The sequence below is a fragment of the Flavobacterium sp. LMO6 genome (assembly GCF_009495795.1).
Classification (GTDB): Bacteria; Bacteroidota; Bacteroidia; order Flavobacteriales; family Flavobacteriaceae; genus Flavobacterium.
Map to the genome: position 1 here is coordinate 74,681 of NZ_WIBH01000001.1, position 15,093 is coordinate 89,773.

Genomic DNA, 15,093 nt, shown 5'->3' on the forward strand with positions numbered 1-15,093 from the left:
AAAAGAGCTTAATAAATTTAAAAGTATAGTTATTAAACCACACCTTGTGCTAACATGGCGTCTGCAACTTTAACGAAACCAGCAATATTGGCTCCTTTAACATAATTTACATATCCATCTTCTTCAGTACCGTATTTTTTACATTGACTGTGAATACCTGTCATGATATCTTTTAAACGAGCATCAACTTCTTCACTTGTCCAATTTAAACGAATTGAGTTTTGAGTCATTTCTAAACCAGAAGCTGCTACTCCACCAGCATTAGCTGCTTTACCTGGAGCAAATAATACTTTTGCATCTAAAAATTGTTTGATAGCATCTAATGTACATGGCATATTTGCTGCTTCAGTTACACACAAAACACCATTTGCAATTAGTTGCATTGCATCTTTTTCATTTAGTTCATTTTGTGTAGCACATGGAATAGCAACATCAACTTTAGCTTCCCATGGGCTTTTTCCTTTATGAAAAACCGCACTTGGGAATTTTTCAGCAAAACTTTCTGCTCTATTATTTCCGCTTGCTCTCATTTCTAGCATGAACTCGATTTTTTCTCCAGAAATTCCATCAGCATCATATATATATCCATCAGGACCAGAAATAGTAACCAATTTACCTCCTAATTCATTTACTTTTAAAGCAACTCCCCAAGCTACATTTCCAAATCCAGAAATCGCAACTGTTTTTCCTTCTATTGATTGCCCAATAGTCTTTAACATTTGTTGCGTAAAATAAACCACTCCGTAACCAGTAGCTTCAGGACGAATTAATGAACCTCCGTATGCCAAACCTTTTCCAGTTAACACACCAGTAAATTCGTTTCTTATTCTTTTATATTGACCAAACATAAAGCCAATTTCTCTTGCTCCAACACCAATATCTCCTGCAGGAACGTCGATATCTGGACCAATATGACGACATAATTCCGTCATGAATGATTGACAAAAACGCATAACTTCAGCATCTGATTTACCTTGAGGATCAAAGTCAGAACCACCTTTACCACCACCCATAGGAAGTGTTGTTAAACTGTTTTTAAATACTTGCTCAAAAGCTAAAAACTTAAGAACTGATAAATTTACAGTCTGGTGAAATCGAATTCCTCCTTTATAAGGACCAATAGCAGAATTCATTTGAATACGAAATCCTCTGTTAACCTGGATTTCTCCTTTATCATCTACCCATGGCACTCTAAAAATAACTGAACGCTCTGGCTCAGCCATTCTTAATAACACATTCTTCCCGTCATACTTTTTTTCATTTGCAATAAAAGGCATAACTGTTTCAGCAAATTCTCTTACTGCTTGTAAAAATTCAGGCTCATTTGGATTTTTGGCTTCAATAAGAGCCATAAAATCATTGATTTTTTGTTCCATTATTCTATAAAACTTGTAAATAAACTAATTCAATAATTATGTTTTTTTACTTAAATTCTATTTTTCCTAAAATTTAAGTCGACAAATATACATTATAAAAGTTAGTTGTTATATTTTTAATAAAAAATTATAATTTATGTGATAAAATATTTGTCATTTCTTGTGTTTAAAATTTTATAATTCAAGAAAAATAGTCTTTTTTTTTTTGAAGTGTGTTTAGTTTTTATATATTTGTCCGATAATGGAAATTTTTTACAAATGACTAAAAAAATTAAAACCCTACTTATAATGCTTTTAGGAGTAAATTTCTCCATGATGGCGCAATTTGGCTTCTCTCACGAAGTTGGTGCTTTTGTAGGAGGAGTGGCAATGCAATCTGATTTTGGTGTTAGACATGATTTTGAAACTAATGCAGGAAATACCGGTTTTGGTGTTGGGTTAGTTCACTACATGAATTTTGCTTATCGTGCAGAATGTAACTGTTACACTCCCGAAACATATTTTAACGATCACTTTAAAGTACGTTCTGAACTTTCATATAATAGCACTCAATTGCAACACTTTGGTAAATGGGTAGATAGAAATTCTTTAACTGCAGCTCAATTAAGAGCTATGAAAGGAGAAGCTAAAGTTACTGATATTGGTATGCAATTAGAATTTTTTCCATTAAGTATTAGAGAATTTACAGCTACTGATGGTGCTTGGGCTCCATTTATTGGATTAGGTGCTCACTACTCTTTCTTTCAAAACGGAACTTATTCAGAACTTGGTCCAATGGATACTCCTTTATCAACTCCTATAAAATACTATGGCGCATGGTCTAAAGAAGGCGGAAGCACTTGGTCTGTAGTTTCTAGTGTTGGTACACGATATAAATTAACTGAGCTTTCTGATTTATTTGTAGAATTAAGATGGCAATACTATTTTTCTGACTGGGTAGATGGTTTAAATCCTGATCCTAAAATTTATACAGAAAACAAAGCGAACGATTGGAACTTATGGTTCCACTTTGGTTATATTTATTATTTAAATTAATAAAAATCAAACCATTATAAAAAATCCCGATTCTTATGAATCGGGATTTTTTGCATTATAGATTTACTATAATTTAAACGCTTGTTCTAAATCGGCTAGCAAATCTTCAATATCTTCAATTCCTACGCTCAAACGAACTAAATCATCTGAAATCCCAACTTCCTTTCTCTTATCTTCTGGAATAGAAGCATGTGTCATTAAAGCAGGATGATTTGCTAAAGATTCTACTCCGCCTAATGATTCTGCCAAAGTAAATACTTTTAAATTTTCTAAGAATTTAATCGCATCTTCTTTTTTACCTGATTTAAAAGTAAATGTTACCATTCCTCCAAAACCACTCATTTGCTTTTTAGCAATTTCATGAAACGGATGAGAAGCTAAACCAGGATAATAGACTCTTTCCACTAAAGAATGATTATCTAAATATGCCGCTACTTTTTCACCGTTTTCACAATGACGTTGTACACGTAAGTGCAATGTTTTGATTCCTCTTAAAACCAAGAAAGAATCCATTGGCCCTAAAGTTGCTCCGGTTGCGAATTGTTTAAAATGTAATTCTTCGCCTAATGCTTTGTCTTTAATAATTAAAGCGCCTGCAATAACATCAGAGTGACCTCCTAAATATTTGGTTGCTGAATGCATTACAATATCAGCACCTAAATCTAATGGTTTTTGTAAATAAGGCGTTGCAAATGTGTTATCAACAGCAAACAAAATAGTATGCTTTTTAGTGATTTGAGCAATCGCAGCAATATCTGCTAATTTCATTAATGGATTTGTTGGTGTTTCTACCCAAACCAATTTTGTGTTTTCATTGATTAACGATTGGAATTTCTCCAAATCATTCATATCCACAAAATGAAATTTGATACCGCTATCTTTATATAATCTTGTAAACAATCTGTACGTTCCGCCATATAAATCATCCATTGCAATGATTTCGTCACCAGCTTTGAACATGCGTAATAAACAATCAGTTGCGGCTAAACCAGATGAAAAAGCCAAACCTTTTGCTCCATTTTCTATACTTGCTAAAGCGTCTTCTAAAGCCGTTCTTGTTGGGTTTGCTGCTCTACTATATTCGTAATCACCCACTGGTTTCCCTGGACTTGTTTGCACATAAGTCGATGTTTGAAATACAGGAGGCATTACGGCTCCCGTTACTTTTTCATGATGTTGCCCACCATGTATCGTTTTTGTATTGAATTTCATCTTTTAAAAAAATTTTTACAAAGGTAAATAAAAGTTGTTTGATGCTGCTTCTTGAATCGTTAACAATTCGCTAAATATATTTCTTAATCGACATCATAATTCCTAAATGAACACCTTCATGATAATTATTAAAAGCGATGGCTTCTGTAAAAGTGCCTAAATAAAATCCGGTTTTGGTTTGATACGGATGAAATTCTTTGAAAATTCCGGCTTCAAAATCAGATTTTGTTTTTTCAACCATTTCTAAAAGGAATTTTTTAATTTCATCTACTTCGGCTTTAGTAGTTTTTCCATCTGGGCGCGAACCATTTTGATATTTCTCAAAAAGTGAATCCGAAATATGCATTGGCAAACCTGATAAAGCATAAACCAATTTCTGTTGGGAAACAATAATATGACCAATGTTCCAAATCAAATTATTGCTCATTCCGGTTGGAATTGTATTCAACTGTTCTAACGAATAATTGTCTAAAAAATTCTTGTATAAGTTCCGACTGGTTTCCCAAATTCTAAAAGTTGCTTCCATTTCTAATTTTTTTATAAAATTACTGATTTTTAGAATTCAAAAGGCTGTATTTTTGTGCCAGAAAATGAAAAACTAATAAAATGAACAAAATATACTATTTGGCTTCTTGTGATACGTGTCGAAAAATCATCAAATCATTGCCGAACTCTAATAAATTAACGTTTATTGATATTCGCCAAAATCCAATTTCGGAAAGTGATTTGGAAGAAATGTACCAACTTTCGGGAAGTTACGAAGCGCTTTTTAGCAAAAAAGCACAATTGTATAAATCGTTAGGTTTAAAAGATAAAAATCTAACTGAAGCCGATTACAAAAAATACCTTTTAGAACATTACACGTTTTTGAGTCGTCCTGTCGTTCTTTTTAATGATGAAATTTTTATTGGGAACACGCAACCCAATGTTCTTAAATTAACAAAAGCCCTTCAAAGTGTCTAAAAGAAGTTGGGCGTTATTTGCCGCTACCTTAGTTTCCATCATTTACGGTGTAACATTTACAATTGCTAAAGATGTTATGCCTAAATACGTTGACGCTTTCGGATTTATTGTAATGCGTGTTGGCGGTTCGGTGGTATTGTTTTGGTTAATTTCATTTTTTGGACCCAAAGAAAAAATCGCCAAAGAAGATTTCCCTCGAATTGTTGCTGCTGCATTCTTCGGCGTAGCTTTCAATATGCTGACTTTTTTCAAAGGATTAAGTTACACTTCTCCTATTATGGGAGCCGTTTTAATGGTAACTACTCCTATGATTGTACTTGTTTTATCAGCTTTCATTATGAAAGAACGGATGGAAAACCGTAAAGTTATAGGGATTATTTTAGGTTTAGCCGGAACAACAACATTAATTCTCTATGGAAAATCAATGGTAAATGCTCCTAATGCATCATTAGGAAATTTATTGGTTTTTGTTAATGCGGTTTCTTACGGGTTTTACCTCATCATCGTGAAGAAATTAATGGATGAATACAACGCATTTACTTTCGTAAAATGGATTTATACATTTGGTTTTTTGATGGTCTTACCTTTTGGTTGGAACGAATTTCAAGCCATAGATTTTGCTAATTTACCAATGGATATTTTTTGGAAAATAGGCTTTGTAGTTGTGTTTTCAACCTTCTTAACTTATTTACTAAATTTAATTTCCATGCGCGAACTAAAACCAACAACCGTAGCTGTTTTTATATATTTACAACCTCTTTTCGCCACCATTTTCGCCGTAAGTTTAGGAAAAGACGATTTGAGTTTAGTGAAATTGATATCAGCTGTGTTGATATTTGTTGGTGTTTATTTAGTAACGCAGAAAAAGTAGGCAGTCTCGGTTGACAGTCACAGTATAGGACTGAAAACTGCGACTGTGACTGAAAACTTTTTCTTATCTTTGAAGACATTTTTATAAAATATATGATACAATCCATGACGGGTTTTGGGAAAGCTTCTTTGCAATTACCAACCAAAAAAATTACCGTAGAAATCAAATCGCTAAACAGTAAAGGTTTAGACTTAAATACACGTATGCCATCGGTTTTTCGTGAAATGGAATTAGGTTTACGCAATCAAATTTCGCAACGTTTAGAGCGTGGAAAAGTTGATTTTTCGCTTTATGTAGAAGTAACTGGCGAAGAAACGACTTCAAAAATCAATGTGCCAATTATAAAAGGGTATATCAACCAAATGAAAGCGGTTATTCCAACAGCAGATGAAACGGAATTAATGAAAATGGCGGTTCGTATGCCCGATGCTTTAAAAACAGAGCGCGACGAAATCGATGAAAACGAATGGAAGCAAATCCAAACCGTGATTGATGAAGCCCTAGAAAACATCGCTAATTTTAGAAAAGATGAAGGTGCTTCTTTAGAAAAAGAATTCCAATTGCGTATTGGTAATATCAATAATTTAATGAACGAAGCGGTTTCTTACGATGCTGAACGCGTTGAAACTGTAAAAACTCGTTTACGCACCGCTTTAGACGAACTAAAAGTAAATGTAGATGAAAATCGTTTCGAACAAGAATTGATTTTTTATTTAGAAAAATACGACATTACCGAAGAAAAAGTGCGTTTAGGCAACCATTTGAACTATTTCTTAGAAACTTTAAATGGAACAGAAGCCAACGGAAGAAAATTAGGTTTCATTACCCAAGAAATGGGAAGAGAAATCAATACCATGGGTTCTAAATCCAACCATACCGAAATGCAAAAATTGGTGGTGATGATGAAAGATGAATTGGAAAAAATTAAGGAACAAGTATTAAACGTTTTATAGTTTAAGCCACAGATTACACGAATTTTCACGGATTAAAATCGTTATAATCCTATAATCCGTGGCAAAAATAACAACACAATGACTAAAGGAAAATTATTAGTATTCTCTGCGCCATCAGGTTCAGGAAAAACCACTATAGTAAGACATTTATTAGCCCAACCTGATTTGAATCTTGAATTTTCAATTTCATGTACAACACGCGAACCACGCGGCGAAGAAGTACATGGAAAAGATTATTACTTTATTGCTTGGGACGAATTCAAAAAGCATATTAAAGCGGAAGATTTCGTGGAATGGGAAGAAGTATATACCGATAATTTCTACGGTACTTTAAAAGCCGAAGTAGAACGCATCTGGGCTTTAGGAAAACACGTAATTTTTGATATTGACGTAGCAGGCGGATTGCGAATAAAAAGCAAATTTCCAAACGAAACCTTAGCTGTTTTTGTAAAACCGCCAAGCGTTGACGAATTAAAACGTCGCCTAAAACAACGTTCTACAGAAAGTGAAGACAAAATCAACATGCGCATTGCAAAAGCTTCTGTAGAATTAGCAACCGCACCTCAATTTGACACTATCATAAAAAATTATGATTTAGATGTGGCAAAAGAAGATGCATACAAATTGGTAAAGGATTTTATAAATAAAGAGTAATTAGTAAAAAGTGATTAGTAATTAGCTTAAAATGAATGAAATAAAATCATATAAAGATTTATTAATTTGGAAAAAAGGAATTACAATTGTAAAATTAGTTTATCAACTTGTAAAAATTTTTCCTCAAGAAGAAATGTATGCGCTTTCAAGTCAATTAAAAAGAGCTTCTGTATCAATCCCTTCAAATATTGCCGAAGGTTATGGTAGAAATACAGATAAATCATTTAGTCACTTTTTAGACATTGCTAGAGGTTCTTTATTTGAAATTGAAACACAATTAATTATTGCGAAAGAATTAGGGTTTATTACAAATTTCGAATTATTTCAAGAATTATTAAACCAAATTGAAGAAGAGTCAAAGATGATTAACGCTTTTTCTAAAACACTTAAAGCTAATCACTAATCACTTTTTACTAATCACTAAAATAATGAAAATCGGATTGTATTTCGGAACGTTTAATCCCATTCACATTGGGCATTTAATTATTGCCAATCACATGGCAGAGCATTCTGATTTGGATCAAATTTGGATGGTCGTTACACCACACAATCCTCACAAGCAGAAAAATACGTTGTTAGATGATTACCATCGTTTACACATGGTGCATTTAGCCACCGAAGATTACCCAAAAATCCAACCTTCGGATATAGAATTCAAATTACCGCAGCCGAATTATACCGTAAATACCTTAGCGCATTTACAAGAAAAATTTCCAAAACACGCATTTTCCTTAATCATGGGTGAAGACAATTTGAACTCACTCCACAAATGGAAAAACTACGAAGTTATTCTGCAAAACCATGATATTTATGTCTATCCGCGACTAAATTCAGGTGAAATTGACGACCAATTTGTAAATCATGCAAAAATTCATAGAGTTGGCGCACCTGTGATTGAATTGTCTTCTACTTTCATTCGCGAAAGCATTAAAAAAGGTAAAAATGTGATTCCAATGTTACCGAATAAAGTTTGGGAATACGTGGAACATAATTTGTTTTATAAGAAGTAAAAAGTTTTGAATTTTTTTGTATTTTTGAATAAACAATTGAAAACATGAGTGTTGCAACTAAAAAATCAGAATTATTAAAATGGTTATCTTCTGTAGAGGATGAAACCACTATTAACCAATTGGATAATTTTAGAAAACAACACAAAACATTTAATTTCCAAAAGGAATTAGAAACTGCGATTACCGCTGAAGAATTAAAAAAAAGAACCACTTCTTTTCTTAAATCTTTAGAATGGAAGAAATAGAAGTTTTCTACAAACCCGAAGTAGAACATTTTTTAAACGAATTAATTTATATTCTTTACAAAGAAAATTACTTTTCTTATTTGGAAAATGCTATTGATTACAAAGATAAAATCATTGATTTTGTTGAAGAAAATATCGCAAATTTTCCATACAAGAATACACCTTTACCTCTTTATTCATTAGGTTCAAAATACATATTCTATAATAGTAATTCAAGAACGACTTGGTATGTCTTTTTTGAAAATGAAGAGCATCAATATTTGATAACTTACATTACAAATAATCACTCTGAAGTTGCTAAATTTTTAAAGACTTAACATTCCTTTACCATTCGTTCCCAATCCCATTGCGTATCTTTGTCAATATGCTAAACTAATCCCGAAGCTTCGGGACAAAAGACAATTATTATGCTAAACTTCGAATTATACAATCCTGTAAATTATGTCTTTGGAAAAGGACAGATTGAAAAACTAACTGATTTAGTTCCAACAAACACTAAAATTCTTATCGCTTATGGTGGTGGAAGTATCTTTAAAAATGGTGTTTACGACCAAGTAAAAGCGGCTTTACCCAACCATGATATTGTGGAATTTGGTGGTATCGAACCGAATCCGCGTTTTGAAACTTTGATGAAAGCAGTAGAAATTATTCGTGCTGAAAAAATTGGTTTTATCTTAGCTGTTGGTGGCGGAAGTGTAATTGATGGTGTGAAATTTATTTCGGCAGCCGTTAATTTTGAAGGCGATGAAGCCGATATTTTAAAAAAACGTATTTTATTCAAAGATGTTTCTAAAGTAATTCCTTTTGGAACCGTTTTAACCTTGCCAGCAACAGGCTCAGAAATGAATTCAGGCGCTGTAGTTACGATTGAAGCTACGCAAGAAAAATTAACCTTAGGCGGGAGCGCTTTGTTTCCAGTTTTCTCCATTGTAGATCCAACAGTAATTACATCGTTACCAAAAAGACAATTACAAAACGGAGTTGTGGATGCGTTCACACACGTTATGGAGCAATATTTAACGTATACACACGATGCTTTATTACAAGACCGAATTTCAGAAAGTATTTTACAAACGTTAATCGAAATTGGTCCGGATGTAGTGGAAAATCCGAGTGATTATAAATTGGCTTCCAACTTTGTTTGGAGTGCTACCATGGCGTTGAATGGCTTGATTCAAAAAGGAGTTCCTTCCGATTGGGCAACGCACATGATTGGTCATGAATTAACGGCTTTATACGAAATTGACCATGCGAGAACATTGGCAATTATAGGTCCAAATTTATACCGCGTAATGTTCGATACGAAAAAAGATAAATTAGCTCAGTATGGGCAACGTGTTTGGAATATTCAAGGCAATTCAACTGAAGAAATTGCCGAGAAAGCAATCGAAAAAACAGTTGAATTCTTTCACAAAATGGGGATGAAAACCAAATTATCGGAAAACGCAGAAAATTACGAAAATACCGCTGATTTCATTGCCAATCGATTTGAAGAAAGAGGTTGGAAAGTATTGGGCGAAAAACAAAATATCACCATCGAAAAGGTAAAAGCAATCGTAGAAATGAGTTATTAAAATCGCTTCACGCAGACGTTTTTTGTAAATCCTTTTAAAATGATTATTTTTGATTTTCTAAATCGAAACACATAATGGAAAAAAAGCCAAAATTTGCAGTCATTGGAGGAGGAAGTTGGGCTACTGCAATTGCTAAAATGCTTTGTGAAAATCAAGACGAAATTGCTTGGTACATGCGAAGCACGTATGCTATTGAACATTTAAAACATCAAAAACACAACCCAAATTATTTAAGTTCGGTTGCGTTTGATACCAATAAATTAATACTTACAAACGACATCAACGAAGCGGTTGCTTACGCTGATTATGTGATTTTTGTAGTTCCTTCTGCTTTTTTAAGCAAAGAATTAGAAAGTTTAACCGAAAGTTTAGAAGGAAAAATCATTTTCTCTGCGATTAAAGGAATTGTTCCAGAATCGAGTTTAATTGTGGGTGAACATTTTCATACCAAATACGATATTCCGTTTGATAATATTGGGGTTATTACGGGTCCATGTCACGCAGAAGAAGTGGCTATGGAACGTTTATCGTACTTAACCATTGCTTGTAGCGATAGAAAAAAAGCCAAATATGTGGCTAAAAATCTAAGCTCACACTACATCAAAGCAAAAACTACGGATGATATTATTGGAACAGAATATGCTGCCGTTTTAAAGAACATTTATGCTATTGCAGCGGGAATGGCACATGGTTTAGGTTATGGCGATAACTTTCAAGCGGTTTTGATGAGTAATGGTATTCGCGAAATGAAGAAATTCATTCGTAAAGTGCATAAAATGAAACGAAACATTAATAATTCGGCTTATTTGGGCGATTTATTGGTGACAGGATATTCGGTATTTTCAAGAAATAGAATGTTTGGAAACATGATTGGAAAAGGCTATACCGTAAAATCGGCTCAAATGGAAATGAGTATGATTGCAGAAGGATATTATGCGGTAAAAAGTGCTTATAAATTAAACCAAGAATATGGTGCCGATACACCAATTATTGATGCTGTTTATAAAATATTATACGAAAATAAAGACGCTAAAACTGTTTTTAAAGCTTTAACAGATAAATTAAATTAAATTACCTTTTTAGGTTGCTTAAAAATGTAAACAATTGCTTTTTATTTGTTTACATTTTTTTTTAACTAATTCATTTTACTCGTCATATTATTAGAATATTAGGATAAAACAATGGACAACTTAATAAATCACCCTGGAATTATTGCTGCTTTTACTATCGTGATTTTAGCAATGCTAATTCTTGATTTAGGGGTTTTAAATAAAAAAAGTCATGTGGTTTCTAATCGTGAGGCGACTATTTGGTCCCTAATATGGATTTCACTTTCCATGGGATTCAGTGGAATTATCTACCACTACATGGGAGCTGAAAAATTCATGCAGTTTCAAGGCGCTTATTGGATTGAAAAAGCACTTTCAGTAGATAATTTATTCGTATTTATCTTGGTTTTTGGCTATTTCAATGTGGCTAAAGAAGCCCAACACAAAGTATTGTTTTGGGGTGTAATTGGTGCTTTGGTATTTAGAGCCATTTTTATTTTTACAGGTGTTTGGTTGCTAAATTACACCTATTTACCCGAAATGGAACTTTTTGGACAAGTCGTTAAAATCAACTATTTGTTATTTATTTTCGGAATTATTCTAATTGTTGCCGGAATAAAATCGGGCTTTAGTAATGAAGAAGACGATGGAAGTAAAGATTTTAGTAAAAGTGCTGGTTCTAAATTTGTACATAAGTTTTTTAAAGTAAGCCCAAATTTTGATGGCGATAAATTTTTCACTGTTAAAAACGGAATTAAATTGGCAACTCCTTTGTTTGTTGTTGTAGCAATTGTAGAACTTACCGATTTATTATTTGCGGTAGACAGTATTCCTGCGATTTTTGCAATCGCACCAGATGATCCGTTTATTTTATACACCTCTAATATTTTTGCGATTTTAGGATTGCGTTCGTTGTATTTTTTGTTGGCGAACTTTATGTACATGTTCAGCAAATTGAAATACGGATTGGCTTTTATATTGGCTTTTATAGGAATAAAAATGATTGTAGCGCCTTTTTATCATATTGAAACATCATTTTCTTTAATGGTGGTAGGTTGTGCGCTTTTATTGTCTGTAATCGCTTCTTTGTTATTTCCTGATAAGGATTAAATATTTGAACTCAATATTAAACCGCAGATTCGCAGAAATAGTTTAATAAATCTGCGAATCTGCGGTCACTTTTTAGCTTTTACTTGATAGTAATCTCATCTACAAAAATAAACGCATCGCCACCAAAACCTTGATGCCAATCGGGTAATTTACCGAAATTTTTGGCGATTACTTTTACGTAACGCGCTTTTTTTCCTTTGTTTTCGTTTGAGGTAAAATTTAGAATCGTATTTTCTTCTAATTTTGGATCTAACGTATTGTTTACCGAACCGAAATACGTAAAATTCACATTATCTTCCGAAATATAATAATCAACTTTCGTTGGCATTAAAATCCAAGAACGTTGGTCTTGTAAAAAACGGGCTGAAATTTCAGTAATATTTTTCACTTCTTTTAAATCGACAACCGCTTCAAAATCCTGACTTTGGTAGCCTTGCCAATCGCCTTTTCTCCAGTTTTCTGTTCCTAAAATACCATCTAACAACCCTTCTGGACCACCTGCATGATATTGCGGATTATAAACTGATTTGATGTTGATGCTGTAGTTGTTTAGTTTTTTAAAGAAGGTAGCGGAAATAGTGTTGCTTTGTCCTTCTTTTGTTTTTACATAAGCTTCAACAGTTGAAGTTTGCGATATTTCAAAAGATTTTGTGTATTTAACGAACATTTTCTTTGCCAAATGGTCATCTTTATCATTAATCATGAAATATATCTCATCATTTGAATTTTGAGATTTCATTTCTATCTTAAATTTATCTTTAAAAGCTTTGCTTTCTGCTTGAATTACTGGAACTGGGGTAATACTCTCATATGTGAGAATTTGATTCCAATCAATATCTTCAGAAGATTCAATTTCTTTCTCTTGTTGAATCGCTTTTTGTTTGTCGATTATTCTTTGTTCTTCTGAAATTTCAACCTTTTCAAAACCTTCAAGATTTAATACTATTTTATCAAAATATAAATCGTTTTCATAATGATGAATAATACTTCCAGGACAAACTGGATATTCTCCTAAAACACTCAACACATACCAAGCGCTCATTTGACCACAGTCTTCATTTCCAATTAAACCATCTGGCGTATTGGTGTAAAAATTATCTAAAATGTATTTTACTTTTTTATTTGTTTTTTCTGGTTTTCCAATATAATTATACAAATAAGCCATGTGATGACTTGGTTCGTTTCCGTGTGCATATTGCCCAATTAAACCGGTTACATCGACTTGTTCTCTACCTGTGGTTTTGCTTTCGCTGTTGAACATTTCGTCGAGTTTAGCTTCAAAATTTTCAGGGCCACCATAAGCTTGAATCATGCCGTAAACATCCTGTGGAACGAAAAACGAGTATTGCCATGAATTCCCTTCGGTAAAATTGTTGTTGACTTCTCTTGGATCAAAAGGTTTGTCCCAACCTCCGTTTTTCTTTGGACGCATGAAACCGGTTTCCCAATCGAAAATGTTTTTCCAATTTTGAGAACGTTTCATGAAATATTGGTAATCTTCTTGCTTGTTTAAAAGTTGCGCCATTTGAGCAATACACCAATCGTCATAAGCATATTCTAAGGTTTTGGAAACACTTTCGTGTTCGTCATCTATCGAAATGAAGCCGTTTTTCTTATAAGCATCCAAACCTAAAACATCACGCATGGCTGAAGCTTTACTCGCTTCAAAGGCTTTTTCGTAATCAAAACCTTTTATCCCTTTTACCATCGCATCCGCAATTACAGAAACGGAATGGTAGCCAATCATACAATCGGTTTCATTGGAAGCTAATTCCCAAACCGGTAATCTGCCACCTTGTTCGTATTGTTTGATAAAGGTATTGATGTAATCGGAAGTTCGTTTTTTATCAATCAACGTGTACAACGGATGTGCGCCTCTAAACGTGTCCCACAACGAAAAAACCGTGTAATAATCAAATCCTTCGGCAACATGAATTTTATTGTCTCTACCGCGATATTTTCCATCTAAATCTTGTGCAATATTCGGTTGCATCATCGTGTGATACAAAGCCGTGTAGAAAATCGCTAACTTATCTTTATCATCGGAAGTGACTTCAATTTTTGATAATTCTTTGTTCCAAAGTGCGATAGCTGCTTTATGTGCTTTATCGAAATCCCAATGTTTGATTTCGGAACTGTTTAATTTGGCTCCTTCATAACTCGTTGGTGAAAGCGACACTTTTACGAGAATTTTTTCGCCTTTTTTGACTTGTTTTGAGAAAATTAAAGCCAATTCAGTTCCTTTGTATATTCCTTCTAACTTTGTGTTTTCCTTGTTTTCTTCTTTAACCAGATTGACTTTCAAAGGAATATTAAATTCTATTCGAGCGTAAACATATTGATCTCTTGCCCAAGCTTCGCTTCTTCTCAAAATTTCAATGGTTGTTGGATTTACAATTCGGACTTCACCAAATAATAATTTATCACGATGATTCAAATCTAAAATAATATTCGCTTGACCTTCTTTGTTAAACGTATATTCATGAAAACCTACGCGAGTTGAAGTGGTTAAACGCACATCGATATTATGTTTGTCTAATTTCACAGAATAAAATCCAGCGGAAGCTTTTTCATTGGCATGCGAAAAAGTAGAAGAATACACTTTATTATCAAACGAAGGCTCACCCATAGTAGGCATCAACATGATATCACCATAATCCGAAACACCAGTTCCGTTCAAATGCGTGTGCGAAAATCCGTAAATCAAATTATCTGAATAATGATACCCGCCACAGCCATCCCAACTCCCATCAATACGCGTATCAGGAGAAAGTTGTACCATTCCGTAAGGCACGGTAGCGCCAGGAAATGTATGTCCGTGACCGCCTGTTCCAATAAATGGGTTGACGTGTCTGGCAAAATCTTGTGCTTGGGAAAAAGTAATTGATAAAAAGGCTAAAATAATAAGAAATGGTTTCATGTTGTATTGTTGAAAAAATTTCTTAAAGGTAAAAATATTTTCTTTTTTAGAGAGAGTAAACTCACATTTTATAGATTATATAAAATCAAAACCGCAGATTCGCAGATTTAGTATTTAATCT

16 protein-coding genes are annotated in these 15,093 nt (G+C 33.4%); 12 read left to right on the plus strand and 4 right to left on the minus strand.

Translation table 11 applies throughout. The features are described from left to right. Positions 1-32: 32 nt before the first annotated feature. Positions 33-1,376: an NADP-specific glutamate dehydrogenase gene (gdhA, locus tag GFJ99_RS00280; RefSeq protein ID WP_153207041.1), complete on the minus strand. Its 1,344-nt coding sequence runs from the start codon at positions 1,374-1,376 to the stop codon at positions 33-35. A 258-nt stretch (positions 1,377-1,634) separates the two neighbouring features. Between gdhA and GFJ99_RS00285 the strand changes: the two genes are divergently transcribed. Further along, positions 1,635-2,411 carry a hypothetical protein gene (locus tag GFJ99_RS00285; protein ID WP_040470480.1) on the plus strand — a complete coding sequence of 259 codons (777 nt, stop codon included), beginning with the start codon at positions 1,635-1,637 and terminating at the stop codon, positions 2,409-2,411. Between the two features lie 66 nt (positions 2,412-2,477). On the opposite strand, the gene GFJ99_RS00290 is transcribed toward GFJ99_RS00285, so the two are convergent. After that, positions 2,478-3,623 carry a cystathionine gamma-synthase gene (locus GFJ99_RS00290; protein WP_153207042.1) on the minus strand — a complete coding sequence of 382 codons (1,146 nt, stop codon included), beginning with the start codon at positions 3,621-3,623 and terminating at the stop codon, positions 2,478-2,480. 70 nt (positions 3,624-3,693) lie between these two features. Beyond that, the gene (locus GFJ99_RS00295; RefSeq protein WP_153207043.1) at positions 3,694-4,149 is read right to left on the minus strand and encodes a DinB family protein; all 456 of its coding nucleotides are present in this window, start codon (positions 4,147-4,149) and stop codon (positions 3,694-3,696) included. 80 nt (positions 4,150-4,229) lie between these two features. On the opposite strand from GFJ99_RS00295, the gene GFJ99_RS00300 reads away from it, so the two are divergent. The 11 genes from GFJ99_RS00300 to GFJ99_RS00350 all read left to right on the plus strand — a co-directional run bounded on the left by GFJ99_RS00300 (position 4,230) and on the right by GFJ99_RS00350 (position 12,052). Next, on the plus strand, positions 4,230-4,586 hold the full coding sequence (locus tag GFJ99_RS00300; protein ID WP_133610246.1) for an arsenate reductase family protein: 357 nt from the start codon (positions 4,230-4,232) through the stop codon (positions 4,584-4,586). Further along, a complete protein-coding gene (locus tag GFJ99_RS00305) occupies positions 4,579-5,457 on the plus strand; it encodes a DMT family transporter (protein WP_162523900.1) in 879 nt (292 codons plus the stop codon). Before GFJ99_RS00300 ends, GFJ99_RS00305 begins: the two co-directional genes overlap by 8 nt. A gap of 92 nt (positions 5,458-5,549) precedes the next feature. Next, a complete protein-coding gene (locus GFJ99_RS00310; RefSeq protein ID WP_153207044.1) occupies positions 5,550-6,410 on the plus strand; it encodes a YicC/YloC family endoribonuclease in 861 nt (286 codons plus the stop codon). Between the two features lie 78 nt (positions 6,411-6,488). After that, positions 6,489-7,064, plus strand: coding sequence for a guanylate kinase (gmk, locus tag GFJ99_RS00315; protein ID WP_153207045.1), 576 nt, complete (start codon positions 6,489-6,491; stop codon positions 7,062-7,064). A gap of 31 nt (positions 7,065-7,095) precedes the next feature. Beyond that, positions 7,096-7,467, plus strand: a complete 372-nt coding sequence (locus tag GFJ99_RS00320; RefSeq protein ID WP_153207046.1) for a four helix bundle protein — start codon at positions 7,096-7,098, stop codon at positions 7,465-7,467. A gap of 25 nt (positions 7,468-7,492) precedes the next feature. Next, positions 7,493-8,074, plus strand: coding sequence for a nicotinate (nicotinamide) nucleotide adenylyltransferase (gene nadD, locus GFJ99_RS00325; RefSeq protein ID WP_153207047.1), 582 nt, complete (start codon positions 7,493-7,495; stop codon positions 8,072-8,074). A gap of 44 nt (positions 8,075-8,118) precedes the next feature. After that, positions 8,119-8,319 (plus strand): hypothetical protein, encoded by a 201-nt coding sequence (locus GFJ99_RS00330; protein WP_008255207.1) that lies wholly within the window; start codon positions 8,119-8,121, stop codon positions 8,317-8,319. After that, a complete protein-coding gene (locus GFJ99_RS00335; RefSeq protein WP_008255208.1) occupies positions 8,307-8,636 on the plus strand; it encodes a hypothetical protein in 330 nt (109 codons plus the stop codon). The genes GFJ99_RS00330 and GFJ99_RS00335 overlap by 13 nt, the downstream gene beginning before the upstream one ends. 90 nt (positions 8,637-8,726) lie before the next feature. Beyond that, a complete protein-coding gene (locus tag GFJ99_RS00340) occupies positions 8,727-9,893 on the plus strand; it encodes an iron-containing alcohol dehydrogenase (protein WP_153207048.1) in 1,167 nt (388 codons plus the stop codon). A gap of 74 nt (positions 9,894-9,967) precedes the next feature. Continuing rightward, the gene (locus GFJ99_RS00345; RefSeq protein ID WP_153207049.1) at positions 9,968-10,963 is read left to right on the plus strand and encodes an NAD(P)H-dependent glycerol-3-phosphate dehydrogenase; all 996 of its coding nucleotides are present in this window, start codon (positions 9,968-9,970) and stop codon (positions 10,961-10,963) included. A 111-nt stretch (positions 10,964-11,074) separates the two neighbouring features. Further along, the gene (locus GFJ99_RS00350) at positions 11,075-12,052 is read left to right on the plus strand and encodes a TerC family protein (protein ID WP_153207050.1); all 978 of its coding nucleotides are present in this window, start codon (positions 11,075-11,077) and stop codon (positions 12,050-12,052) included. 79 nt (positions 12,053-12,131) lie between these two features. Here the strand turns inward: GFJ99_RS00350 and GFJ99_RS00355 are convergent, their stop codons facing one another. Further along, positions 12,132-14,972, minus strand: coding sequence for a GH92 family glycosyl hydrolase (locus tag GFJ99_RS00355; protein ID WP_153207051.1), 2,841 nt, complete (start codon positions 14,970-14,972; stop codon positions 12,132-12,134). Positions 14,973-15,093 lie beyond the last annotated feature (121 nt).